At 63.6% G+C, this 25,293-nt stretch carries 24 protein-coding genes; 8 read left to right on the top strand and 16 right to left on the bottom strand.

Features of this window, described 5'->3' with window-relative positions:
- Positions 1-17 precede the first annotated feature (17 nt).
- From FEZ60_RS10125 to rfbD, 3 genes are read right to left on the bottom strand one after another with little or no spacing between them, the layout of a single operon-like run.
- A complete protein-coding gene (locus tag FEZ60_RS10125; RefSeq protein ID WP_033231210.1) occupies positions 18-1,097 on the bottom strand; it encodes an NDP-sugar synthase in 1,080 nt (359 codons plus the stop codon).
- Positions 1,094-2,008, bottom strand: coding sequence for a glycosyltransferase family 2 protein (locus FEZ60_RS10120; protein ID WP_092801201.1), 915 nt, complete (start codon positions 2,006-2,008; stop codon positions 1,094-1,096). The genes FEZ60_RS10125 and FEZ60_RS10120 overlap by 4 nt, the downstream gene beginning before the upstream one ends.
- Before the next feature lie 43 nt (positions 2,009-2,051).
- Entirely contained in the window at positions 2,052-2,906 is an 855-nt protein-coding gene (gene rfbD, locus FEZ60_RS10115) for a dTDP-4-dehydrorhamnose reductase (RefSeq protein ID WP_033231212.1), read from the bottom strand.
- Between the two features lie 94 nt (positions 2,907-3,000).
- Between rfbD and FEZ60_RS10110 the strand changes: the two genes are divergently transcribed.
- Positions 3,001-4,515, top strand: a complete 1,515-nt coding sequence (locus tag FEZ60_RS10110) for an LCP family protein (protein WP_045070602.1) — start codon at positions 3,001-3,003, stop codon at positions 4,513-4,515.
- Positions 4,516-4,536: 21 nt separating this feature from the next.
- Positions 4,537-5,250: a TIGR03089 family protein gene (locus FEZ60_RS10105; RefSeq protein WP_172936054.1), complete on the top strand. Its 714-nt coding sequence runs from the start codon at positions 4,537-4,539 to the stop codon at positions 5,248-5,250.
- Between the two features lie 20 nt (positions 5,251-5,270).
- Here FEZ60_RS10105 and FEZ60_RS10100 read toward each other — a convergent pair whose 3' ends face one another.
- The 7 genes from FEZ60_RS10100 to FEZ60_RS10070 form a co-directional block, all read right to left on the bottom strand.
- Positions 5,271-7,718 carry an ABC transporter permease gene (locus FEZ60_RS10100; protein WP_172936053.1) on the bottom strand — a complete coding sequence of 816 codons (2,448 nt, stop codon included), beginning with the start codon at positions 7,716-7,718 and terminating at the stop codon, positions 5,271-5,273.
- Positions 7,715-8,515, bottom strand: a complete 801-nt coding sequence (locus tag FEZ60_RS10095; RefSeq protein ID WP_045070610.1) for an ABC transporter ATP-binding protein — start codon at positions 8,513-8,515, stop codon at positions 7,715-7,717. Before FEZ60_RS10095 ends, FEZ60_RS10100 begins: the two co-directional genes overlap by 4 nt.
- A gap of 129 nt (positions 8,516-8,644) precedes the next feature.
- Positions 8,645-9,337, bottom strand: coding sequence for a response regulator transcription factor (locus tag FEZ60_RS10090; protein ID WP_033231507.1), 693 nt, complete (start codon positions 9,335-9,337; stop codon positions 8,645-8,647).
- Positions 9,338-9,347: 10 nt separating this feature from the next.
- A complete protein-coding gene (locus FEZ60_RS10085; protein WP_172936052.1) occupies positions 9,348-10,529 on the bottom strand; it encodes a sensor histidine kinase in 1,182 nt (393 codons plus the stop codon).
- Between the two features lie 20 nt (positions 10,530-10,549).
- Positions 10,550-10,933, bottom strand: coding sequence for a hypothetical protein (locus FEZ60_RS10080; RefSeq protein ID WP_033231215.1), 384 nt, complete (start codon positions 10,931-10,933; stop codon positions 10,550-10,552).
- Positions 10,934-10,957: 24 nt separating this feature from the next.
- Complete coding sequence (gene purE / locus FEZ60_RS10075; RefSeq protein WP_172936051.1) at positions 10,958-11,476, bottom strand: 5-(carboxyamino)imidazole ribonucleotide mutase; 519 nt, start codon at positions 11,474-11,476, stop codon at positions 10,958-10,960.
- Positions 11,460-12,728, bottom strand: a complete 1,269-nt coding sequence (locus FEZ60_RS10070; RefSeq protein WP_172936050.1) for a 5-(carboxyamino)imidazole ribonucleotide synthase — start codon at positions 12,726-12,728, stop codon at positions 11,460-11,462. The genes purE and FEZ60_RS10070 overlap by 17 nt, the downstream gene beginning before the upstream one ends.
- Positions 12,729-12,867: 139 nt before the next feature.
- Between FEZ60_RS10070 and FEZ60_RS10065 the strand changes: the two genes are divergently transcribed.
- A complete protein-coding gene (locus FEZ60_RS10065) occupies positions 12,868-13,401 on the top strand; it encodes a GtrA family protein (RefSeq protein ID WP_092801217.1) in 534 nt (177 codons plus the stop codon).
- Positions 13,402-13,428: 27 nt separating this feature from the next.
- On the opposite strand, the gene FEZ60_RS10060 is transcribed toward FEZ60_RS10065, so the two are convergent.
- From FEZ60_RS10060 to FEZ60_RS10040, 5 genes are all read right to left on the bottom strand, one after another.
- Positions 13,429-14,736: a HAMP domain-containing sensor histidine kinase gene (locus FEZ60_RS10060; protein ID WP_033231218.1), complete on the bottom strand. Its 1,308-nt coding sequence runs from the start codon at positions 14,734-14,736 to the stop codon at positions 13,429-13,431.
- A gap of 8 nt (positions 14,737-14,744) precedes the next feature.
- The gene (locus FEZ60_RS10055; protein ID WP_172936049.1) at positions 14,745-15,425 is read right to left on the bottom strand and encodes a response regulator; all 681 of its coding nucleotides are present in this window, start codon (positions 15,423-15,425) and stop codon (positions 14,745-14,747) included.
- Positions 15,426-15,462: 37 nt separating this feature from the next.
- Positions 15,463-16,017, bottom strand: coding sequence for a PH domain-containing protein (locus FEZ60_RS10050; RefSeq protein ID WP_172936048.1), 555 nt, complete (start codon positions 16,015-16,017; stop codon positions 15,463-15,465).
- 61 nt (positions 16,018-16,078) lie between these two features.
- Positions 16,079-16,654 (bottom strand): DUF308 domain-containing protein, encoded by a 576-nt coding sequence (locus FEZ60_RS10045; protein ID WP_095886585.1) that lies wholly within the window; start codon positions 16,652-16,654, stop codon positions 16,079-16,081.
- Between the two features lie 52 nt (positions 16,655-16,706).
- A complete protein-coding gene (locus tag FEZ60_RS10040; protein WP_172936047.1) occupies positions 16,707-17,561 on the bottom strand; it encodes a biotin--[acetyl-CoA-carboxylase] ligase in 855 nt (284 codons plus the stop codon).
- A 116-nt stretch (positions 17,562-17,677) separates the two neighbouring features.
- On the opposite strand from FEZ60_RS10040, the gene FEZ60_RS10035 reads away from it, so the two are divergent.
- From FEZ60_RS10035 to FEZ60_RS10025, 3 genes are read left to right on the top strand one after another with little or no spacing between them, the layout of a single operon-like run.
- Complete coding sequence (locus FEZ60_RS10035) at positions 17,678-19,318, top strand: acyl-CoA carboxylase subunit beta (protein WP_033231222.1); 1,641 nt, start codon at positions 17,678-17,680, stop codon at positions 19,316-19,318.
- Complete coding sequence (locus FEZ60_RS10030; protein ID WP_033231223.1) at positions 19,315-19,653, top strand: acyl-CoA carboxylase epsilon subunit; 339 nt, start codon at positions 19,315-19,317, stop codon at positions 19,651-19,653. Before FEZ60_RS10035 ends, FEZ60_RS10030 begins: the two co-directional genes overlap by 4 nt.
- Before the next feature lie 37 nt (positions 19,654-19,690).
- Positions 19,691-20,332, top strand: a complete 642-nt coding sequence (locus FEZ60_RS10025) for a Maf family nucleotide pyrophosphatase (RefSeq protein WP_172936046.1) — start codon at positions 19,691-19,693, stop codon at positions 20,330-20,332.
- Here the strand turns inward: FEZ60_RS10025 and FEZ60_RS10020 are convergent.
- Positions 20,317-22,011, bottom strand: coding sequence for a DHA2 family efflux MFS transporter permease subunit (locus FEZ60_RS10020; protein WP_257013076.1), 1,695 nt, complete (start codon positions 22,009-22,011; stop codon positions 20,317-20,319). The genes FEZ60_RS10025 and FEZ60_RS10020 overlap by 16 nt on opposite strands.
- Positions 22,012-22,230: 219 nt before the next feature.
- Here FEZ60_RS10020 and FEZ60_RS10015 point away from each other — a divergent pair, with 219 nt between their 5' ends.
- Both FEZ60_RS10015 and FEZ60_RS10010 read left to right on the top strand, forming a co-directional pair.
- A complete protein-coding gene (locus FEZ60_RS10015; RefSeq protein WP_033231225.1) occupies positions 22,231-23,712 on the top strand; it encodes a condensation domain-containing protein in 1,482 nt (493 codons plus the stop codon).
- Positions 23,712-25,175 (top strand): condensation domain-containing protein, encoded by a 1,464-nt coding sequence (locus tag FEZ60_RS10010; protein ID WP_045070621.1) that lies wholly within the window; start codon positions 23,712-23,714, stop codon positions 25,173-25,175. The genes FEZ60_RS10015 and FEZ60_RS10010 overlap by 1 nt, the downstream gene beginning before the upstream one ends.
- The last annotated feature ends 118 nt before the right edge of the window (positions 25,176-25,293 follow it).

The following is a 25,293-nucleotide window of genomic DNA, read 5'->3' as shown; positions in this document are numbered from 1 at the left end:
GTTGCGAAGCTCAACAATCACACATCTGTGCTGAAACGCACGCCGCCGTCGGGCAGCGTCACACCGGGCCACACCCGAGCGCCGCGGAGCAATTCGCAGCGAGCGCCGATATCGGCACCGTCACCGATCACCGCGTCACGGACGAGCGCGCGGGGTCCCACCCGAACCCCGAATCCGAGGATCGATCGCTCGACAACTGCCCCGGCTTCCACCACGGCGCCGTCGAACAGGATTGCGCCGTCGAGGCGGGCGCCTGCGCCCACTTCTGCGCCGCGTCCGACAACCGTGCCGCCGATCAACACAGCTCCGGGAGCCACACCGGCACCGGGATGCACCAGGGACTCGCCGCGCGGGCCCTCGAGTGCGGGTGACGGCGCGATACCGCGAACCAGGTCGGCTGAACCGCGCACGAAGTCCTCCGGAGTGCCCATGTCACGCCAGTACGACGTGTCGACGTGACCGAAGACGCGCTTGCCCTCCGCCAGCAGGTTCGGGAACACCTCGCGCTCGACCGACACCGGGCGACCCTCGGGGATCTGCTCGATGATCTCGCGCTTGAAGACGTAACAACCGGCGTTGATCTGATCGGTCGGCGGATCCTGGGTCTTCTCCAGGAACGCGGACACCCGACCGTCTTCGTCGGTGGGTACACAGCCGAACGCTCGCGGATCGCCGACTCGTACGAGGTGCAGCGTGACGTCCGCGTCCGTTTTCGTGTGTGTGTCGAGGATCGCATTCAGATCGGTGCCGCCGAGTACGTCGCCGTTGAACACCATGATGTTGTCACCGCGAAGTTTCGGAAGAACGTTGCGGATACCACCGCCGGTTCCGAGCGGTTCGTTCTCGAACACGTAGTCGATCTCGAGGCCCATCTTCGACCCGTCACCGAAATAGTCCTCGAACACCTCTGCCTTGAACGACGTACCGAGTACGACGTGCTTGATGCCCGCAGCTTCGATCCGCGCGAGCAGGTGCGTCAGGAACGGCAGACCGGCCGTCGGCAACATCGGCTTGGGAGCCGACAAGGTCAGCGGACGCAGGCGAGTGCCCTTGCCGCCTACCAGGATTACCGCGTCGGTCGGAGTAGGTTCGGTCATCGTTGTTGTCCCCTGGGATTCGAAACTGAAGTGTCATCGGTCGGGTGATCTGTGCGAGCGCGCACTGCGGATGCGACGGCAATCTTGGAACGAAGCGCCAGGCCGCCGCGCAGTGCCAGACGCAGCGGGGCCTGCCACCACTGTGGATGGCGATCGGCTTGGAAACGGTAGGCACTGCGGTGGTGTGCCGGCAGCATCAACTCCGGATGACGCCCTGCCGCATGCCCTTTCGCGTGAGTTACCTCCGCAGAGGGCACAAACACGTTGAGCCAACCCGCTTTTCCGAGGCGATCACCGAAATCGACGTCCTCCATGTACATGAAGTAACGGGAGTCGAACCCGGAGATGGCGTCGAAGGCATCGCGGCGAACGAGCAGGCACGAACCGGACAACCAGCCGACCGCGCGCTCGGTGAGCGCCTCGTTCTCCTGGCGGTAGCGAGTCGTCCACGGATTCTTCGGCCACACCGTGCCCAGAATTGCGTGTCCCGCACCGGAAGTGATGTCGGGAACGGATCGCGCCGACGGATACACGCTGCCGTCGGGTTCGAGGACCTTGGGCCCCAGCGCACCGGCCCTTGGCCACCGATTTGCCGCAGCCACCAATTTGTCGAGTGAACCGGGGCTCCATTGGACGTCCGGATTGGAAATCACGATGAATTCGATAGCCGGATCGATCTCCGCGACAGCCCGATTTATCGCGCCTCCGTACCCGATATTTCCACCGGTACGGAGCAGACGAACGTGTTCGTACTTGCTGTCGGCGGCCTCGGGAGTTCCGTCGGTCGACCCATTGTCGGCCATGATGACCTGGGGTTTTTCTGTCGTCGCCTCGGCGAGTGTGCTCAAAAAGTTCTCGAGATGCTCGCCGGGCGAGTACGTCACCGTTACCACGGCCAGCTTGGGACTCACGCCGGTCAGCCTAGCCGCCCGGAGCGCTCCATCTGAACTTTGCTCACGCGATTGCGTCGTGAAGCGCCTCACGCCACGGGCGCAACGGGCTCAGGCCCGCGGCCGCCCACGCGTCACCGGACAACACCGAGTACGCGGGGCGCGGCGCCGGGCGGACAAATGCGGCGCTGGTGCAGGGGCGAACCCGATTCGGATCGGCACCGATCTCCTCGAACACCGCGCGCGCCAGATCGAACCAACTGGCCTGCCCGTCGTTGGTCGCGTGCAGTGTCGAAGTGCCCGTGAACGGACGTGACGCCAGTTCCAACAGACCGGCCGCCAGATCGACGCTGTACGTGGGCGAACCGATCTGATCGTCGACGACGTCGATAAAGTCCCGTTCACCTTCGAGGCGGCGCATCGTGCCGACAAAATCACCGGCCTCACCCGAGTAGACCCAGGCGGTGCGCACGATCACGGAATCAGCGCCGGACTTGCGCACGGCTTCCTCGCCCGCAAGCTTCGTGCGGCCGTAGACCGTCGACGGCCCTGTCGGCGAATCGACCTCGTACGGGCTGTGAGCGTCACCAGGAAAGACGTAGTCGGTGGAGACGTGGATCAATCGGGCACCCGCCCGCGCGCAGGCCGATGCCAGGTTGCTCGGCCCGGTCTCGTTCACTGCCGTGGCCGCCGCCTCATCCGACTCCGCTGCATCCACTGCCGTGTACGCGGCGCAGTTGATCACCACCGTCTCGGGTGAGAGAACATCGGACGTCAGCGCTTTGTCGACCGCACCACGATCGGTGATGTCCAACTGTGCTGAACCCAGAGCGACAACGCTTCGACCCGCCGAGAGCGCAAGCGATTCGATACGACTTCCAAGCTGGCCGCGCGCCCCTGTGAGCAGGATATTAGTCATACCCGTCAGTTTGGCACGCCGTCGCCAGGTACCCGACCTGACGTGAGTAGACCAGTAACCTGGATGGGTGTCACACCAGCAACCACAACGCCGCGTGCGTCCGCAGCCTGCGCCTAGTCGAGCAAAGACCAGCCCAGGCCGGATCGCCGTCGCCGTCGTGTCGGTCCTGGTGTTACTGGTTACCGGCTTTGCCTGGCGCGGAGTGGACTCACTGCGCAATTCCCTGGCCACCGCCAGCGGACTCGGCTTGGGCGGCGGCAAGGACGGCGCCATCGACATCCTCATGGTGGGAACCGACAGCCGAACGGATGCGCACGGAAATCCCCTGAGCCAAAGCGAGCTGGATTCGCTACGGGCCGGTGAGGAAGTTGCGTCCAACACCGACACGATCATCTTGATCCGCGTTCCCAACGACGGCAGTTCCGCCACCGCGATCTCCATTCCCCGCGACGCGTACGTCAATGTTCCCGGCATCGGCATGTCGAAGATCAACGGAGCCTTCGGAGCAACCAAGGAGACCGAGCGTCTGCGGCTGGTCAACAACGGAGCAAGCGAATCGGAGTCGGACCGCAAATCCACTGAAGCGGGCCGCGAAGCACTCATCGAATCCGTCGCGAACCTGACCGGAATCACCGTCGACCACTACGCCGAGGTCGGTCTACTCGGATTCGTTCTGCTCACCAATGCTGTGGGCGGCGTCGACGTATGCCTCAACGCGGCCGTGAACGAGCCTCTCTCCGGCGCCAATTTTCCGGCCGGCCAACAGACTCTCGACGGATCGAACGCCCTCAGCTTTGTCCGGCAACGTCACGATCTTCCCCGCGGCGACCTCGACCGCATCGTGCGTCAGCAAGTGTTCATGGCTTCCCTTGTCAGCCAGGTCCTCAGCGCAAAAACACTCAGCGATCCCGGCAAGCTCAGTTCGTTGACCAACGCCGTGTCACGCTCGGTGGTGATCGACGACGACTGGGACATCATCGAATTCGCGAAGCAACTGCAAAATTTGGCGGGCGGCAAGGTTCAGTTCGAAACCATCCCGGTGCTCGATATCAACGGTATGACCGACTACGGCGAGTCGATCGTCAAGGTCGATCCGAAAGAGGTGAAGAAGTACATCGCGAACCTCGTCGGCGCAGAGGTCGAGGAAGAAGAAACCACCTCGGCGGCGCCTACCGTCGATGCCTCGAAATTCACCGTCGACGTAGCTAACGCCAGCGATATCGGCGGACTCGCGAGCGGAGTCTCCGAAGCACTGAGCGCACTCGGCTACCGGGAAGGCGAAGTCGGAAACAACACCGGTGCAGACGTATCCGAGTCAACGGTCTTTGCGAAGTCCAAGGACGACGACGCAGCCCTTGCCGTCGCCGACGCATTGGGCGGCTTGACCGTAAAAGCGGATTCGTCGTTGCCCTCGAACACCGTTCGGGTTGTTCTCGCCTCGGACTACTCCGGTCCGACGTCCGCCGATTCCGTGTCACCAACGGATTCCGGCTCGACTTCAGCTTCCGGGACACCGGACTCGGCGAGCACAACCGAGACCAGTCCGACTCCCGCTCCCGCCGGACCGCCGATCGACGCCGCATCCAGCGGACCCCGCTGTGTGAATTAATACTCTGCGTAAACTGAGCGGATGCCTTCATCTGCCGACAATCTGACCGACGCACTCCTCGGACCGATCCTCGCGGCCGACCCTGCCGGACCACGGGTCACGTACTACGACGATGCGAGCGGCGAGCGCATCGAGTTGTCGGCAAGCACCCTGATGAATTGGGCTGCCAAGACCGCAAACATGGTGCGCGACGAGTTTGCTCTCGAGCCGGGAGCAAAAGTTGCGGTGCTGCTGCCGGCCCACTGGCAGAGCGTTGCCGTCCTACTCGGTGTGTGGTGGGCCGGGTGCGAGGTTGTCCTCTCCCCCGAGTCCGACGCCGAACTTGCTTTCGTGACGGCGGATCGACTCGATGACGTCGCCGACGTCCCTGAGGTCGCGGCGCTGTCCCTCGACGCATTCGGCAAGGGCCTGAGCGATCTGCCGATCGGGGTTGCCGACTACGCGACGTCCATCCGAGTGCATGGCGATCAGTTCCGCGCCGCGGGCGCCGGAGCGGCCCTGGAAGGCCGATCGGTTGCGGAAACCGTGCGCGCGGCAACGGAATCCGCCGCCGCCCGCGAACTCGCGTCGTCGGATCGTGTGATGTCCAGCGCGTCGTGGGATTCGGCTGAAGAACTGATCGGCGGACTGCTGTCGGTGCTGGCCGCCGGCGCGTCGCTCGTGCAGGTAGCCCACCCGGACGCGGATGCTACCGCGCGCCGAGTGGGCACCGAGAAGGTCACGAAGCAGTTCTGACCGCACTTGACCAGGCAGGCTCAACTCGACAGTGCGCTGACGGGTGAGACCATCCCGGCTCGGCGGGCAGGCAGGAGTGAGGCGATCACTCCGGCCACGCCGCCGATCAAGGTGATGGCCACCAACTGCGCCCAGGGCACGGCGCCGAGCGACACGTCGCCAAGCCCGAAAACAGACGCCGTTCCCGCGACTCCGAACACCAGACCGAATACAACACCGATCACCGACGCGACTCCCGCGACCAACAGCGCTTCCCAGATCAGCATCGCTCGAATTCCCTTCCTGGTCAGTCCGAGTGCGCGCAGCAGTCCGGATTCGCGGCGCCGCTCGAGAACGGAGAGCGCCAGGGTGTTCCCGACGCCGATCAGCGCGATCAGGATGGCACCCGACAGCAGGCCCGCAACCACCATCAGCATGGTGTCGAGGATCGAATCGATCGCCGAACGCATCTCTGTCATACCTTGAACGTCGCTACCCGGCGCGATCTGCCGCGCGAGTTCGGTAATGCGGTCGGTGACGGCGAGCGCCTCTTCGTCGGTGGAGGTGCCCAGTCTGACCCAGTAACCGTCGATGGTCGGGGTGGACGCCGCCGCTAGGTCTGCTCGATCCACCAGTGCGGGTTGCCCTTTCACACCCTCGATCACACTCACGGTGAATGGTCCACGATCTCCGCGCAGCGTGACGGTATCACCGGCACCAAGTCCGTAGTCGGTCAGGTCGGCTGGCGATAGCACGAGTTGGCCGGGAGCCGGAACTGAAATATCGGTACGCAGAACGTCTTTCACCTGCGCCGCGTCCACCCCGTACCCCTGCAGAGACCCGTGCCCGTCGAGCATCAGATCTGCATTTACCAGGCCGCTGACGGCACGGACTCCTGCTATCGCGCCGATGTCGGTACCCAGAGCCTCCGGCAGTGACGCGGATCCGGAACTGCTCACCATGACATCTACCGGAAACTGGTTGTCCATCGCCACCGGCGCAGCGTCTTTCACCGTGGCGATACCCACCGCCATGGTGCTCGTCAATGCCACTCCGATCAGCAAAGCCAGTGCTGTCGCAGAGGTTCGACGCGGATTCCGGCCGGCGTTGCCCGCTGCGAGTTCGCCCACCGAGCCGATCATCCGCCCGAGGACACCACCGGCCGCTGTGATCAACGCAGGCACGATCCGACCTGCCAGGGCCGCGATGCCGACAAACGAGAGCAAGCCGCCGACTGTTGCCACCATCACCTGCTGCCCGATCACACCCATTACTGTCGCCGCGATACCGCCGAGTAGTGCAACGATGCCGAAGGCAACCCGAATCACCGAGGCTGCCACGTGTTCGGGCTTCGACTCCATCGGTACCAGGGCCGCCAAGGGCGACAACCGGGTTGCCGCACGGCCGGGTGCCGACGCTGCAACCATCGTCATCACGATGCCGACCACCAGTCCGACCAACAGGGTCACCGGTGTGACGGTCAGAGTCGACAGCGGTACCGGTACGTCCGCAGCAGTGGCCACCGCACCGATCGTGGCCGCCAATCCGATGCCCAGTCCCACTCCGAGGATCGATGCGATCACACCAACTGCGGCAGCCTCGGTCCGAATGCTGCGACGAACCTGTGTGGCGGTCGCACCCACACACCGCAGCAACGCGAGCTCCTGCGTTCGGGCCGCCAGCAGGACCGCAAACGTGTTGGCGATGACCAGTGCCGCAACCACTACCGCAACCGCGCCGAAGGCCAGCAGCACGGTGCTGAGAATGTCCGTGCCGCCGAGGTACTCGGCTGCCGCGGCGTCGGTGGCGGATTCCGCACTGACAACGGTCGAGTCCGCCGGCAGCGCGTGCGCCACCCGCTCCACAAGTTGGTCAGGCGTCACCGAACCGTCACCGACGATGCGGAACTCACGGGTGGCGGAGTCACCCGCCCACGTCGCAGCCTGCTCCGGTGTGGCAAACACTTTGGTGCCGCCGAGTCGTTGCGCCGACCCACTCAGATCGACAAACCCGACAACCCGAGCACTCGGATCTGCAGCGCTCTCCCCCGAATTCGCCGCAGTCACGATGATCTCGGCCCCGAGGGGAATCCCTGAATCAGCGCTCACGAGAACCTGTCCCGGCGAGGTCGGCCACTCTCCTTGGGCGAGACTCTGCCAACGCAGCTGCGGGCTGTCGGAAACCGACAGCACATCGCCGTAAGACACGCCTTGCTCCGCGGAATCGACCCGGACGTATCCCGCGACGTCCTCGGCCACTGCCGACACACCCGGCACGCTGCGCAAGGCCCCGAGGTTCACATCCGGACCCGACGCAACCGCATCCGTCGTATTATATTGCGCAGCAAGCGATGTCCGCACGCTGGCGGTCACCGTCGAACTCAACGTCAACGTCGCGACGATGTACCCGACGGCGATCACCACGGCAAGGATCGACGCGACGTACCGGCCCGCATGTGCCCGGGCCTGAGCAAAAGCCAGTGCCCTCATCGGTAGACACCGATCGGTTGCGGGGCGTTGCTCGAGCCGGCGTTACCCAGATCGTCTGCCCCGAGTCCGCGCATCGCGGCCATCACCGAATCAACGGTGGGGCCGGAGATCTCCCCGGCCGTACGACCGTCCGCAATCAGCACCACTCGGTCGGCGTACGACGCCGCAACCGGATCATGAGTGACCATGACCACGGTCTGACCACTCTCCCGAACGGCGGTGCGGAGCAAACCGAGAACCTCTGTACCGGAACGTGAATCCAGATTGCCGGTGGGCTCGTCGGCAAAAATGACGTCCGGTTGTGGCAACAATGCGCGTGCCACCGCAACGCGCTGCTGCTGCCCGCCGGACAGCTCGTGCGGAAGGTGGTCGAGTCGCTGGGACAGGCCGAGGGTTTTGACCACTTGGTCCATCCACGCCGGTTCGGGTTCACTGCCGGCCAACTTCATCGGAAGCACCATATTTGCGCGGGCCGTCAGCACCGGCAGCAAGTTGAAGGCCTGAAATACGAAACCGATTCGCTCGCGGCGCAATTCGGTGAGCTCGGTGTCGCCGAGCTTGGTGATCTCCGTGTCTCCGAGGTAGACCTGCCCACCCGTCACCGTGTCGAGGCCGGCCAGGCAATGCATGAGCGTCGATTTTCCGGAGCCGGACGGACCCATGATCGCCGTGAACATTCCGCGGCCGAAATCCACGTCGATGCCGCCCAATGCGTGGACAGCGGTGTCGCCGGTGCCGTAGACCTTGGTGACACCGCGCGCCGTGATTGCAGGCGCGCTGTTCCTATGCTGATTCATGTCTACGACGCTATGGGAGCGCCGGGGGCTGGCGCGTCGGAGCGCGGACCGATTTCGGGCTCGCCGGTATCCTCCCACAGGAGGACACCGGATCAGTCTTCAGCAGTACGAAGCCGTGCAGTACCAAGTTTACGTATCAGCACTCAACAGGTCAGCACGGCGCACCAGTCCGATCTGGAACGCGAAGACAACTGCCTGCACCCGATCGCGGGATTTGGTTTTCGAAAGAACCCGTCCCACATGAGTTTTCACGGTCGTTTCGGAAACGTGGAACTTGGCGGCAATTTCCGAGTTCGACAGCCCGTACGCCATGGCCTCGAGAACTTCGATCTCCCGGGGTGTGAGATCGCCGGGTAACGCCGCCTCGGGGGCTGAGCCTTCGAGGAGTGGCCCGACATGCTGGAGCAGACGCCGCGTTGCCCGCGCCTCGATGACGGCGTCGCCGCGGTGCACCGTGCGAATGGCGTCGAGCAACTGCTCCGGCGGCACGTCCTTGAGCAGGAATCCGCTGGCACCTGCCCTGATGGCCGACATCACGTACTCGTCGTTGTCGAATGTGGTGAGCACCACAACCTTTGGGGCATCCGCCGTAGTCAGCAACCGCCGCGTTGCTTCGATCCCGTCCATGTTCGGCATCTGGACGTCCATGAGCACGACATCCACCCGACGAGTTGCCAGCTGGTTCAGGCCCTGCTGCCCGTCGGACGCCTCGACCACCACTTCGAGGTCGGGTTGTGAGTCGATCACCATCCGGAAACCCGCTCGAACCAATTGCTGATCGTCGACCAGAGCCACTGCAATCGGAGTCACCGGGTTGTCCATGGATGACACCCTAGGCCCTCTCGTACGGCAACACCGCATGCACGGCGTATCCGCCGCCTGCCTGGGGGCCGGCGGTAATCGTCCCGCCGTGCAGCCGCGCGCGTTCCGACATCCCGATCAAGCCTTGTCCACCGGGTGAGGATTCGACAAGCGCAGCACTACCACCGCGTCCGTCGTCGGCGATGCGAAGTACGAGTTCGGTATCGGTCCAGGTGATCTCGACGCCCGCGTGGGCACCGGGTCCGGCGTGCTTCAGTACGTTGGTCAGCGATTCCTGCACGATGCGATACGCGGTCAGACCGGCACCGGCTGACAGATCGCGTGGTTCTCCGGCCACGGACGCGGTGACATCAAGTCCACTGCGGCGCAGGTCCCCCAGCAGAGCGTCGATATCGCCGGCGCCGGGAATCACCGCAAAATCTCGCGGGCGATCTTCGCGGAGCACCGAGAGAAGCGCACGCATGTCGGTCAATGCCGCCCGCCCCGTCGACGCGATGGTTTCCAACGCCTGAACCGCTGCCTGCGGATCCTTGGCCGCGCTGTATCGACCGCCGTCCGCCTGGGCAATCACCACGGTGAGCGAGTGGGCAACGATGTCGTGCATCTCACGGGCGATCCGCGAACGCTCACTGATAGTGGCGATCTCGGCTTCCTGCGCTCGCTCGAGTTCGAGCAGTCGCGCGCGTTCGGTCAGACCTTCGAGTTGTTTGGTTCGCACGCGCCGCAAGTCTCCGAATGCCCAGACCGCAAGCATGAAGATCATCAGGCCCACCGCTTGAAACACTTGCGCGGAGAACGAAATGCCGTCGTAGCCGAAGTATCGGAACTCCGCCGCGATCGACCCGAGTAAGGCGATCCCCAGTCCGGTGAAACTACTCCACCGCGCGCCGTATGCGGCGAGGGCGTACAGCGAGATCGGAACGGCTATCGCGCAGCCGAGCAGAGTGTTTCCGATGACAAGAACGTGCAGTACCGCGAAGCCGGCAATCAGCATGCCGGACAGCTCGGGGCGGGACCGTCGCCACGCCAACGGGACGCTCATGCCGAGCGAGACGATCACAGCCCAGACTCCGGCTGTGGCGGCGGTGACCAGGCTCAGCAAGGCGACCGCGCAAGCCAGGGTGATGTCGATGCCGCGCGCGTGTTCCGTAGTCCAGCGCACAAATCGTTCACTAGTCGGAAAACGGGCCATGCCGCCCACAGTAGCGCTACTCAGACGCGGTATCCGCCGTCTGCCAGCCCGGCTTCGATCTCGAACTTGTTTCGCACGCCCGGGTGGCGCAGTTCCTCGCGCAGGTACTTCGGCCCGAATGCCAGTCCGTGCCTGGCCCATTGGTCGGCATGAATCGCCTCGTGACGCAGCACTGCCCGAGTAATGTTCCGGCGGGTCAGATACACACCACCGAGAGTTGTTCCGCCGCGGGCAAATCCGCGCCGCATCCCGGAGGCGACAAAAATTCCGAACTCGTCGTCGAAGGTGATGCGCGCGCCCAGCACTCGGGCATAGAGCAACGCCACCTGCGTCACGAATGCGGCCTGCGCGCTGCCCCGACTAGCTCGAATCAGGGTCAGCGGCAGGCCGCGTCGTTCACGCATGAAAAATCTCAGCTACGCAGCTTCTCAGCCCAGCAGCTTTTCGCGCAGCGCCTTGTCCTTCTCGAGCACCATGGTCTCGAGGCTTTCCTGGAATACCACCATGGCTGCCTGCAGCGCGGGATCCGAGGCACCGAGGATGCGGGCGGCGAGCAGACCGGCGTTGCGGGCTCCACCGATCGACACCGTCGCGACCGGAACACCGGCAGGCATCTGGACGATGGACAGCAACGAGTCCATACCGTCGAGGTACTTGAGCGGAACCGGTACACCGATGACCGGCAACGGCGTTGCCGAGGCGACCATCCCGGGCAGGTGCGCCGCTCCGCCTGCGCCGGCGATGATGACCTTGATGCCGCGGCCGGCAGCGTCCTTCGCGTAGTCGAGCATGCGCTGAGGGGTGCGGTGCGCCGAGACCACACCGACCTCGAAGCGAATTCCGAACTCTGCGAGCGCTTCGGCTGCGGCTTCCATCGTCGGCCAATCGGAGTCGCTGCCCATGATCAGGCCGACCTGTGCGCTCATGCTCTCACTCACCGTGTACATCCCATCCGTCGGTCCATACTGCATACGAAAGCCAGTGCGCTGCCCGCTCAGCCCGTTCCCGAACTGCGGCAACGTAATTCGGGTCGTCGATCGAGCCTGCCCCGCCCACGATGTTCACGTGGCCGATCTTGCGGTCCTTGCGCTCACCCTTGCCGTACAGGTGAATCTTGGCGTCGGGCATCCGGGCGAAGAGGTGGTGGACACGCTCGTCCATGCTCATCTCGGGAGCGTCGGGAGCACCGAGAACATTGGCCATCACCGTGACCGGAGCAATCGGCGACGTATCGCCGAGCGGGTAGTCGAGAACGGCGCGCAAGTGCTGCTCGAACTGCGACGTCCGGGCACCGTCCATGGTCCAGTGACCCGAGTTGTGCGGGCGCATCGCCAATTCGTTGACTACAAGACGGCCGTCGGTCGTCTCGAACAGTTCCATGGCCATCGCACCGACAACCCCGAGTTCCGACGCGATCCGCAACGCAAGCTGTTCCGCTTCTGCTGCAACGGCACCGGGCAGATCAGGAGCCGGCGCGATGACAACGGCACACTGGCCGTGTCGCTGCACGGTCTCCACGACAGGCCACGACGCACCCTGACCGAACGGTGACCGCGCCACCATCGCCGACAGTTCCCGGCGCATCGACACCATTTCCTCGACGATCAGCGGAACACCCTTGTCCAACTGCTCGGTGACGATCGCCTCGGCTTCGTCGGAGTCGTCGGTGATCCACACACCACGGCCGTCGTATCCACCGCGCGTTGCCTTGATGACAACCGGCCAGCCGTGCTCGGCGCCGAAACGTACGACGTCCTCGGCCCACGTCACCTCGGCGTACGCGGGCACCGGTGCGCCCAGTTCTGCCAGTTTACGACGCATCAGCAGTTTGTCCTGAGCGAAGATCAGTGCCTGCGGCGGCGGCTGCACGTTGACACCCTCGGCCACCAGCACCTCGAGATGTTCGGTCGGAACCTGCTCGTGATCGAATGTGAGCGCAGTGGATCCGACGGCGGCGCGGCGCAGCGCGTCCAAGTCGTCGTGGCTGCCGAGAACAACATCGGGGCTGACCTGTGCGGCCGGCTCACCGGCCGTTCCGGACAGCACCCGGAGCGTCTGGCCGAGGGCAACGGCTGCCTGGTGAGTCATGCGCGCGAGCTGTCCACCACCGATCATGGTGACGACAGGCATGGCCTTGTTCGCCGGTCGCGCGGTGGTCGGGCGGGGGGAGGACTGAACTGCGTCGTTATTGCCGGTCACGGCTATCTATGTTGTCATGCGCCGGATGTAGACATGCGCCGGGGCGGGCGCTTCGTAGCGCCGACCCTGTCTGTGATTCTGCTGATGATTTCCGAACAAAACCATGACGGCGCGGTTTTCTTTCGTAAACTCATCTGTTGTGTCATTTGTCGACGGGGTAATCGCCCGCATACCCCAGCCGTTCCGAGACATTGCCCTGCGCCACAGCGAGCTGATCAAGTTCGCGATCGTCGGCGGAACCACCTTCCTGATCGACTCGGGCATCTTCTACACACTCAAGCTCTCGATCCTCGAATCCAAGCCGATCACCGCCAAGATCATCGCCGGCGTTATCGCGGTGATCGCGTCGTACATCCTCAATCGTGAGTGGTCGTTCAAGAATCGTGGCGGACGCGAACCTGCCCACGAGGCAGCGCTGTTCTTCTTCATCAGCGCGATCGGCGTGGTGATCAGCTTCATTCCGCTGTACATCTCGAGTTACGTCTTCAACCTGCGCGTTCCCGAAGTCAGCTTGACGACGGAGAATATCGCCGACTTCATCAGCGCCTATATCATCGGCAATCTCCTGCAAATGGTGTTCCGCTTCTGGTCCTTCCGTAAATTCGTGTTCCCGGAAGAGAATGCCGAGATCGTCAGCGATGACCGCACCGAAGAAGAGCTCGACCAAGCCTGACGCCGTCAGCGATATTCGCGCTTCGCGTCACCGCGGTTCACGCAGCGTGCCGACGTCGACCGGCTTTTCGGACGCCACCGGCAGGAACACCGCAAACAGTGCCGGCGTTCGACGTTGTAGCTCGAGCCGACCGCCGTCCGCTTCGATCAATGCCCGCGCGAGCGCCAATCCGACGCCGGTCGACCCGGCCCCGGAGAAGCCTCGATCGAAGATGTGCGGAGCGAGGTTGTTGTCGACCCCGCCGCCTTCGTCGGTCACCTCGATACAGACCATCGCTTCGCGCTTGGGAGCTCCGTCGATCAATCGAACGGATACCGTGCAGGTTCCGTCGCCGTGGGCAAAAGCATTGTCCACCAGAACGGACACGGCTTCGCGCAGGCGAGAGCCTGTTGTCGACGCTGTCACGCCGCGGTCGCCGGTCAAGCGGAGCGCTCGTCCGGCATCCTCGAACTGCGGCCGCCAATCCCCGCAGACGCCTTCGAGTTCGCTGACCACGGAGACTGTTGTCGCTGCGGAACCGCTGCTGCGCGAGGACCGCACCAACTCGTCGATTCCCTCCGTCAGCCGATCCACCTGGGCCATGGCTTCTTCAGCTTCGTGAACGACATCAGGGTCGCTGTGCACCGACAACTCGTCCAGACGCAGCCGCACCGCGGTGAGTCGGCTACGCAGTTGGTGCGAGACGTCCGCGACCAGTGCTCGCTCACGCTGCAGTCGGCCGGCAATTTCGACAGTCGCCGCATCGAGGACATCGGACACTCGGTCGAGTTCGGGAATGTCGTGGCGTCGTGGGTCCGGCCGGAAATCACCTTCTGCCAACCGCGCCGCCCGTTCGGCGACGTCCTGCAGGGGCCCGGCCAGTCGACGTGCCGTGACCACCGCGACGACGGCTCCGGTGGTGATCGCGACAAGGACCAAAACTCCGACCGCCCCAACTGCCTGCTTCTGCTGCGTGCGCAATCTCTCCGACGGCACTTCGAGGCGCAGTGACCCGGACGATCCCATTGCCAACGACTCGACCAGCGGATTTTTCACTACCGCTTCGCCGATGTCGACGCGAGCGGCCCCGTCCGACGGGGTCGGGTACACGACAACAAGTCGAGCGTCGTTCGGGGTGAGCAATCGGAGTGCGTCGGTATTGAGGGCTCCGTCGACAACGCCGAGAGAACCTTCCTGGGCGATCACCTCGGTGGCCATGCGATCGAGTCGCACCCGCAAATCGTTGCGGCTCACGTCTTCGACCCACAACCAAGCCGTATAGATGAGCGGAACACCCAGCAACAACGCGGTGAGGATGACGACCCCGAGAATCGACTGGAGAATGCGCCGACGCATCGAGCGAACTAGTCCGTGTTGATGCGGAAGCCGACGCCGCGCACAGTGGCAATTCGACGTTCGACCGCAGGGCCCTCGTCGCCGATCTTCCGGCGCAGCCAGGACATGTGCATGTCCAAGGTCTTCGAGCCGCGTAGCTCGACGTCGCCCCACACCTCACGCAGGATTGCGTCGCGGGAGACGACTTCACCAGCGTGTTCGAGGAGCACCCGCAGAAGTTCGTATTCCTTGTTCGCCAAGGCGATCTCAGATCCGTTGACCAGGACGCGGCGGGCGGCCGGTTCCAGGCGGATACCACCGACCTCGACGATGCTGTCCTCCCGACCGCCATGTCGACGCAGGAGCGCGCGCACCCGGGCCATCAGTTCGGCCAACCGGAAGGGCTTGCCCACGTAATCGTCGGCACCGGCGTCGAGACCGACGACAAAATCGACCTCGTCGGTACGGGCGGTCAGCATCAGCACGGCCAGAGTCGTCCGATGAGCGCGAATCTGTCGGCACACCTCTAGCCCGTCCATACCGGGCAGCCCCAAATCGAGGATCAGCAGATCGAAGTCACCTTCGAGCGCCTGCTGCAGTGCGGCGGGACCGGTCTGTTCCACTGTGACCGTGTACCCCTCCCGCCCCAATGCCCGGGCAAGTGGTGCGGCAATGGCCTCGTCGTCTTCGGCTAGCAATACGGCAGTCACAGGGACAGCGTACGGACAGCGAGCCTTTGCGCGGTGATTACCAAGCGTTTCCGTCATCTTCGCCCTGATCCTCGGGGCGGTTTCGCTCGTGCTGTTGCTGCGTGGAATCGAAAACCTGGTGATAGAGCAGCGAATGCACGTGCTCCACGTCCGGGATGTCGTCGAATTCGAGCGGATCGTCACTGGCCGACGCGATCACGAGCGTGCCGGTCTTGAGAAGCCGGTCGACCGGGCCGTGCCGGAACTGGACGTTGCTGATCCGGCCCATCGGGATGTCAATTCCGGTGTGGGTCAACACACCTTGCCGAATCAGGACCCGTCGATCGGTGACGATGAAATGCGTGAACTTCCAGACGGTGAACGGCGCCACCGATCGCCAGGCGATAACGCCGAGCCACACGACGCCGATCACGATCGACAGCACGGTACGCGCTGTCCCGTCGACCTGCTTCTGTGTCACGCCGAGCAAAAACCCTGCCACGGCCGTCGCCAGGACAAACGTGAGCGCTGGAACCACCAGCATCTTCCAGTGTGGATGCCGATGCAGGATCAGTTCCTCGTCCTGGGCGAGCGCATCTTCCGGATATCCCATGACGGGAAGTGTGCCATCTACCTCGGACAGATCAGTTCTGGGCGAGCTTGCGCAGCCCTAATCAGTTCTGGGCGAGCTTGCGCAAGACGAACGGCGTGATGACGATGACGATGCCGTACAGCACCATCCAGACACCGACGACGATGCGGAAGACCTCGAGGGACAACTCAGGCTGCAGCAGCACAACCGCGCCGGCCACGATGCTGATGACACCGAGCACGATCGACAGGCCACGATCCGCAGTGCCACCGGACGCCGCGGCGATGATGTCGAGTACACCGCGGAACACCCACCAGGCACCGATCACCAGGGCGATCAGCACCACGGTCTGCAGCGGGCTGCGCAGGACGAGGAATCCGAGGAGCACTGCAAGCGCGCCCGAGATCGCGACGAGCGTGCGAGTGCCGCCGCTCGCGGTGACGTCGGCGAAGGAACGGATGATCTGCACGATGCCGAACGCGAACAGCTGGATGGCGATCACTACCGCGACGACAAACAGTGTGGCGTCCGGCCATACGAGAACCGCAATACCGAGGCCGAGCGTCAGGAGGCCGAGGAGCACAGTCATGCCGGTCAGAACGCGCCGGGCGCTTTCTGCCATTTCTGATTCGGTCGGAAGCACGATCGGTGTGGTCATGACCGAAAAATAGCACCCGAGCGGTCAAAAACGGACACGACTCGCTGTTTTTCTAGTCCGTGATCGGCGCCGCCCGCAGATGCGTGATGTCACCGGCGGCAACGGCAAACGTCTCGCCACCACTTCCCTCGATCTCGATGACCACGCGACCGGAGGTGTCGATGTCCGTCGCCGTGCCGAAAACTTCCTTGTCCCCCGGCAAGACAGCACGTACCCGTTTGCCGAGAGTTCCGCAGCGCTCGCGATATTCGGCTGCCAGCGCCCCGGTATCCCACCCGGAGTTCTCCCAGCCGCGGAACTGCCTCGCCAGTTCCCGTGCCAGTGCCCGCACCAACGTGTCCCGGTCAACGGTTTCCGCGTTTTCGAGAAGGAGCGACGTGGCCGTCGGCACCGGCAGTTCCTCGGCGCCCAGACTCACGTTCAATCCGATTCCCACGACCACCGCGGGTTCCGGGGTGGTCCGCGCGACCTCGGCGAGAATGCCGGCCACTTTCTTGTCACCGATCAGAACGTCGTTGGGCCACTTCAGTTCTGCGGGCACCTCGGCCACCGTGCGCAATGCGTCGACGACGGCGATACCGGTGAGCAGCGGCAGCCAACCCATGTCGGCGAGGTTCAGTCCGGGCATCCCCAGCAGAACCGACATCGATATCTGCGCCTGCGCGGGACTAACCCACGTGCGCGCGTGTCGCCCGCGCGCGCTTTCCTGATGTTCGGCGATCAGCACATGACGATCGGCGCCCGGATCCGACGCGCGTGCCAAGAGGTCCGCGTTGGTCGACCCGGTGCTCTCGACGACGTCGAGCCGGTTCCAGAACGCACGTGCATCGCTACCGCTGTCGCTGCGCACGAGTGCGCGTCGCAGCGACGCTTGATCGAGGGGTGGTCGGTTCAGATCAGTCCACATAGTCCCAGCCTAAGGCGACGAGCAAAATGTACTGGTCAGTAGCTTAGGCGGACGAAACCGCAACAATCGGACCTGCCTTCGAACCGGCCCGAGTACGCTCGTTAAGCTCACGACTCATGACCACTGTCCAAGAGCCCAACGCGCCGGAGGCGGCGACCGCACCCGATATCCATACGACCGCGGGAAAGCTCGCGGATCTGCGGATCCGGCAAGCGCAGGCGCAAGCACCGAGTGGCGAAGCCGCCATCGACAAAGTGCATGCCAAAGGCAAGCTGACCGCCCGTGAGCGCATCACCGCCCTTCTCGACGAGGGTTCGTTCGTCGAACTCGACGCCCTGGCCCGTCACCGCTCGGTGAACTTCGGCCTGGCCGAGAACCGTCCCGTCGGCGACGGCGTCGTCACCGGTTACGGCACCATCGACGGCCGCGACGTCTGCGTCTTCAGCCAGGACGCCACCGTCTTCGGTGGATCGCTCGGCGAAATCTACGGCGAGAAGATCGTCAAGGTCATGGACCTCGCGATCCGTACCGGCCGCCCGCTGGTCGGCATCAACGAAGGCGCAGGAGCCCGCATCCAGGAAGGCGTCGTCTCGCTCGGCCTGTACGGCGAGATCTTCCACCGCAACGTTCAGGCGTCCGGTGTCATCCCACAGATCTCCCTGATCATGGGCCCCGCCGCCGGTGGCCACGTGTACTCCCCCGCGCTGACGGACTTCGTCGTGATGGTCGACGAGACCTCGCAGATGTTCGTCACCGGCCCCGACGTCATCAAGACCGTCACCGGCGAAGACGTCACCATGGAAGACCTGGGCGGCGCACGCACCCACATGGTCAAGTCCGGTGTCGCGCACTACGTCGCGTCCGGCGAGCAGGATGCCCTCGACTACGTCAAGGACCTGCTGAGCTACCTGCCGTCCAACAACCAGGCAGCAGCACCGCGCGGCGAGATCACCGATCCGATCGTCGGTTCCATCGAGGAGAGCCTCACCGCCGAGGACATCGAACTCGACACCCTCATCCCGGATTCGGCGAACCAGCCGTACGACATGCACGAGGTCATCCGCCGCATCCTCGACGACGACGAGTTCCTCGAGGTCCAGGCCGAGCGTGCGATGAACATCATCGTCGGCTTCGGCCGCGTCGACGGCCGCAGCGTCGGTATCGTCGCCAACCAGCCGATGCAGTTCGCCGGTTGCCTCGACATCGACGCGTCCGAGAAGGCTGCGCGCTTCGTCCGCACCTGCGACGCGTTCAACGTCCCTATCATCACCCTCGTCGACGTTCCCGGCTTCCTCCCGGGTACCGAGCAGGAGTACAACGGCATCATCCGCCGCGGCGCGAAGTTGCTGTACGCGTACGGCGAGGCCACTGTGGGCAAGATCACCGTCATCACCCGCAAGGCATACGGCGGAGCGTACGACGTCATGGGCTCCAAGCACATGGGCGCCGACCTCAACCTGGCCTGGCCGACTGCGCAGATCGCCGTCATGGGCGCATCGGGAGCCGTCGGATTCGTCTACCGCAAGCAGCTTCTCGAAGCCGCGAAGAACGGTGACGACGTCGACGCATTGCGCTTGAAGCTGCAGAACGAGTACGAGGACACCCTCGTCAACCCGTACGTAGCGGCCGAGCGTGGATACGTCGACGCTGTGATCCCGCCGTCGCACACCCGCGGTCAGATCGTTGCCGCTCTGCGCCTGCTCGAGCGCAAGTCCGTTTCCCTTCCGCCCAAGAAGCATGGGAACATTCCCCTATGAGCACAGTTACCGAGGACATCACGACGGAAGAGGTCACAGTTGTGGCGACTTCGTCCGTCAACGGTGCCGATGTCGACGGCGCCGTCGCTGACTCCGCGGTGACCGAAAAGGCCGAAACCCCGGTTTCGGATGCGTCGGTCATCAAGATCGTCAAGGGTTCGCCCACCGACGTCGAGATTGCCGCGCTGGTCAGCGTCCTTGCCGCTGCATCGGGTGGTTCGGCTCCGGCCGAGTCGCTCCCGAGCGAAACGTGGGGAGATCCGACGCAGTTCCATCGCACGCGTGCGCCGTTCTCGCCGTACTCGTACCTGAACCCGTTCGGACGACGTACCTGAACCCGTTCGGGTAGCGCACCTGATCTAGCCTGCTTGTGTGACTCAACTAGTTCTGGCTTCGGCATCCCCGGCACGCCTCGCAGTTTTGCGGGCGGCCGGGGTTTTGCCTGTTGTACGTGTTTCCGGTGTCGACGAAGACAAGATCGCGGGTGAACTCGGACCGGGTGCGGCCCCGCAGAAGGTGGTCACGGTGCTGGCCGAGGCAAAGGCCGCGGAGATCGTTCCCGGCCTGGCGGCAGACGGTTTGACCGATGTTGTTGTCGTCGGCTGTGATTCGATGCTTCTGATCGATGGTGAACTGCACGGAAAGCCGGGCAGTGTCGAAGTTGCGCGGCGTCGGTGGGCCGCGATGGCGGGCCGTAGTGCCACTCTGCTCACCGGTCATTGTGTGATGCGGGTGATCGAAGGCCAAATAGTGCGCGTCGCGTCCGATCACAGCGCCACGGTGGTGCATTTCGCGAATCCGTCCACCGATGATCTCGAGGCCTATCTCGCCACGGGCGAACCCCTCCAGGTTGCAGGCGCTTTCACGCTGGACAGCCTTGGTGGATGGTTCGTCGAGAAGATCGAGGGCGACCCGTCGAGTGTGATCGGTATCGGATTACCTTTGGTGCGAACCCTTTTGGAACGCGTCGGTGTCTCCGTCTCCGATCTGTGGCGCACTCAGAGCGTCTTCTGATCTTCCATCACCAGAATATTGACCTTCGGCAGCCCCAGCGATGCAAGTGCAATTGCCAGCGCGATGACGGAAATGATCGTCAGCACGCTGCGCTGGGCCTGCAGGAAGGCTTCTCCCGCCGCTGATCTGGTGGACGCATACGCTGCCGTGACGGCCACCTGAGCGGGGCCACTCGCTGCGACTGCGGAACCTTTCGAACTGCATTCCGGCGCCACCGTCATCGGCGAGCCGGATTCGAGTTGGCTTGTCGCACAATCGACAAAGGTCTTCTCGGCAATGTCGCGGATACCTTCGTTCAGGCCGGCAGCCTCGAGCGTCGCGACGTAGTTCTCGCGCTCCCCTTGCACCGCGGCGGGCGCATTGCCGGCGACGAGCGAAAAGAACACGACTCCGATCAGCGCCAGCCCGATCGAGCTCCCCACCTGTTGCACGGTGGGCAGCAGGCCAGACACCGAACCTGCGTGTTGTGGCCGCACCGAAGCAAGAATGGCCGTCTGCAACGGCGCGACGAACAGACCGAGTCCGGCGCCGCCGATCAGCAGCGGCCCGGCCAGGGAAAGCCAGGACGGATCGGTCCCCACCTTTTCGAGAATCGTCGAGAGCGTCAGCAGTGATCCGGCAAAAACCACCATTCCCACAATGAGTACGCGGTTGCCGAGCAGCCGGTAGACCGCCGACGAGAGCACCGCCGCCACCCCCATTCCCACTGCCCATGGCAACGTCATGACGCCGGCACGAAGTGGGGAGAACCCGAACCCGAACTGCAGCGTCAGGCTGATCGTGAAGATCAATGACGTCAAAGTGCCGAAGAACACGAAGGCCAGGGCTGCGCCGACGGCAAATGCTCGGTCTCGAAAGAGTTCGAGGCGCAGAACGGGATCGCCGCCGTGTTTTCCCAATCGATATTCGTAGAGGACAAACGCCACTGCGATCGGAACCGACGCCGCGATCATCACGACGAGCGGGGTGGGCCACCCGCGGGCGCGACCCTCGGCCAGGGGGAAGATGAGCAAGAAGAGCGCGACGGACGACAGCAGCGCGCCCACCAGATCGAGCGAACGAACAGAATCCGCCTTGGCGTCGGCAAGATGGAAGTAGCCCACGATCAGTGCGGCGATGCCGATCGGGATATTGACGAAGAAAATCAGCCGCCAACCCCAGTCGAAGAGATTCCATTCGATCAGCAGTCCGCCGATCAGCGGGCCACTGACCGTCGCCAGACCGATAGTTGCTCCGTAGATCCCGAACACCCGTGGATGACGGGATTTCGGAAACAATCCCGAGATGATCGCAAACGTCTGCGCGGACATCGAGCCTGCCGCAAGACCCTGCAAACCACGACAGACAATGAGCATCGTGGCACTCTGCGCCAGTCCACAGAGCAATGACGCGACCACGAACACCGACAATGCGGTCAGGAACACCGCACGACGCCCCCACAGGTCGCCCAGACGCGCTGCGGTAATGAGGGAACAGGCAAATGCCAGGACGTACACACTCACCATCAGCAGCTGTGCGGAGACACCGGCGCCCAGATCGACGGCGATGCTGGGCAATGCCACGTTCACGATCGTTGCATCGAGCAACTGCATGAATGCCGCGGCGAGGCTGGTCGCGAGGCCGAGCCACGGCGTCAGTGACGACGGGGTGGACGACCGATCACGGGTAGTGGGAAGCACCCGGCCACACTAGACGAGGTTGTTGCCACCCTGTCCATATGACGGCATTCTGGATACGTCACTATGGAGATGACCACAATGTCCGGTAGGTGTGGTTGTAATCATTATCGGTTTAGAACAGGGAAGAACAGACAATCCGTTCTCCCGAATGCGATAGTTCATCGTCTGTCCAGTTCCAGGACGGACCTTCTCTTACGACATGCGCAGGAGCCCTACTCGATGGATCTGAATCTGATCACCCATTGGCGTCCACAACCCGGAAGGGTGGTCGAATGGGGGGTCACGGATGCCTGCGCCGCGAGCGCTGCCGGAGCAGAGATCAATCGGGATCTACCTCCTACAACGATGCAGGACCGTCACTTCCGACGTGCGCGGATCGCTGCTGAGAACGGTGATCCCCAATCGCCGTGGATCGGCATCGCCTTCGATTTCGACGGCCCGCTCGACCGCGCGGCGATGACGCGTGCGCTGACGAAGTACGTCCGCCGGCACGACACTCTGCACAGTTGGTTCTCGTTCGACGCTGCGATGGCCGATCCGAGCGACCCGAACTTTCCGGTGCGACGCCATGTGGTGCCGCCGGAAACCATCGATCTCACATACCGAGAAGGCCAGGAGCTGAGCGACCCGGAGGACGTCCGCGCTCTGGTCGAGCGAAAGTTTGCCACCGAGACCAGCGGATTGGGTTGGCCCGCGTTTGTCTTCGGCGCGGTGGAGCACCTCTCGCCCCAATCACCCGGCTTCACACTCTTCCACGCGATCGATCATGCGCACACCGACATGTATTCGATGGTGCTGACGTACGCGGAGCTGCGCGCGTGCTACGCCGCCGAAACGACCGGAACCGACATCGAGCTTCCAGCTGCGGGTAGTTACGCCCAGCTGGGTCGAGCCGAGCAGGAACTCTCCGCGACCTTGACCATGGAATCTCCCGAGGTTCACGAGTGGCTCGGCTACCTCATGCGCAGCGGTGGGTCGTTCCCGGGATTTGCCTTGCCGCTCGGTGCCGAGGACACCCCGAAACCCGCGATCGGATCGCGGTTCGAATTGGCCGACGATATCGAATGCGAGAAATTCGGGGCCGTCTGCAAGGAGAACGGATCGAATTTCATCGGTGGAATTTTCACTGCGCTCGCTATTACCGAATTCGAATTGGCCGGCCGCGACAAGTTCATCGCGCTCTCGCCGGTCAGCACTCGATCAGAAGCCGACACGTTCTCCCAAGGTTGGTACGTCAATCTCATTCCGGTCGGAATCGACATCGGGGAGCAACAGACGTTCACGCAATTGGCCGAGATCGGCCAGCAGGCGTATCACCGGGGCAAGTCACTCCTGCACGTATCGGTGCAACAAGTGATCGACGTCGTGCTCGCCGCCATGGGTGAAGCGGGAGCGTCGACCGGAATTACGAAGACATTGACGCCGCCCCCCATCGTCTCCTACATCGACGGCCGCCGCACGCCTGGATCGGAAACCTACGTCGAGACCAATGCCACCGGCATTGTCGGCGGTAAGGAAACGCAGATCGCCTCCATGTGGATCAATCGGGTGCAGACCGGTACCTGGATGGCGATTTCCCATCCCGACACACCGACCGCGCACGAGTCGGTCACCCGTTTCGCGAAGCACCTGGCGAACGTCATCACAACTGTTGCCACCCAGGGTGATTACTCGATTTCACGCGCGTCGGGTGTCGCCTGATGCATGTGACATCGATCGACCGTTACGGCCTCGAACCCGGCGTCGTCACCGAATGGTCGCTGCAGCCGGCTGACGACGCTGTCACCGAATCCGCGATTCCGCCGTCCTACAATCAGCATTTCCACCTCGAGACGGCGCGCACCCATGGCGTCGGCCGAAGCGTCTGGATGGCAGCAGCTTTCGATCTCCCCGGCCAATTGAACCGTCCGGCACTGGATCTGGCTCTGCGACTGTTCATCAGTCGCCACGACACGTTGCACACCGGCTTCGAGGTCGGCGAGTTCGGTGCGGTTCGGATGGATCTGGACCATGCGACCGCAACTATCGTCACGTCGGAACCGATGACCACGGCCACCACTGCGGAACTGCGCAGCCATCTCAAGAAGCGGTTCACCGAGGTCTGCGATCCCTTGACGTTCCCCGCGTACACCTTCGCGACGGTGGAGCGCGCCGAGCACTACACAGTCCTGAGCGCATTCGACCACACATTGGTGGACGGCTATTCACTGGTCATCGCACTCGGTGAGCTCCGTCAGATCTACGAGGGCTTGAACGCGCTCCCCGCGCTCGACGACGCGAGTGCTGTTGCCGACGTGATGAGCCACCTGGGTGATCCGGGCAGCTTCGTGCGCTACTGCGAACTGGAAGCCGACGGGCTCGTTCCCATCGAGAACGATCCCCGCTTGCGAGAGTGGGAGCGGTTCTACGAAATCTGTGGCGGCACGTCGCCGAGTTTCCCCCTCGATCTCGGTGTGGAGGCCGGACATCCGGCGCCGCAAGGAGCGGACGTGCGGGTTCTCCTCGATGCCGAACGGACAGCGGAATTCGACTCGATCTGCACCGCGGCAGGTGGCAGTGTCTTCACCGGAGTTCTCACGGCGATGGGAATGACCACGGAATCAACTACCGGGAAATCCACACTGCCACTGCAGTTTCCGTTGCACATCCGTAAGGACCCCCGCTGGGCGGACGCAATCGGGTGGCTCACCACGAGCGCGCCGATCACCGTGCGGGTCACCCCGGACGGTGATTTCGGGGCGTCGCTGGCACATACGCACGCGTCGTTCCGGGTGGCACTGACACTCGAAGGTCTCACGATGGCACAAGTTCGTGATGCGTTGGGCGAGAAGATCCGTCGCACTCGCACTGATGTCTTCATGGTCTCGTACATCGACTACCGCAGGCTTCCAGGCACCGACGATCACGACGAACTCAACGCTCACCACATCAGCAACGTCACCGTGGCCGACGACGCACAGTTCTGGATTTCACGGACAAACCGCGGCTTGTCACTGCGATCGAGGTTCCCGGACACCGACGTAGCGAACGTCACGATGGTGAACTTCCTCACCGAACTGGACCGGATACTCCATGACATCTGCAAGCGCGGCGTGACGCCGATCGGAAGTCTGACCGAACAATTGAGGGATTCGGCGATCGGAGCAGGAACACCGCTGATCTAGCCCGACCTGGTTCGGGGCAGCGGGAGCGGGAGCCCTCGCACGCATTCGAGCGACTCCCACGCGGGGAGCGCCTAGAATCGTTGGAGTCCGTCTATCGACCCGATCGATTCGCCTTACA

It is taken from the genome of Rhodococcus sp. MS16 (genome assembly GCF_013277795.1).
Classification (GTDB): Bacteria; Actinomycetota; Actinomycetes; order Mycobacteriales; family Mycobacteriaceae; genus Rhodococcus_F; species Rhodococcus_F globerula.
The sequence above is the reverse complement of the archived record's forward strand: the minus strand, read 5'-3'. Positions and strand labels throughout refer to the sequence as shown.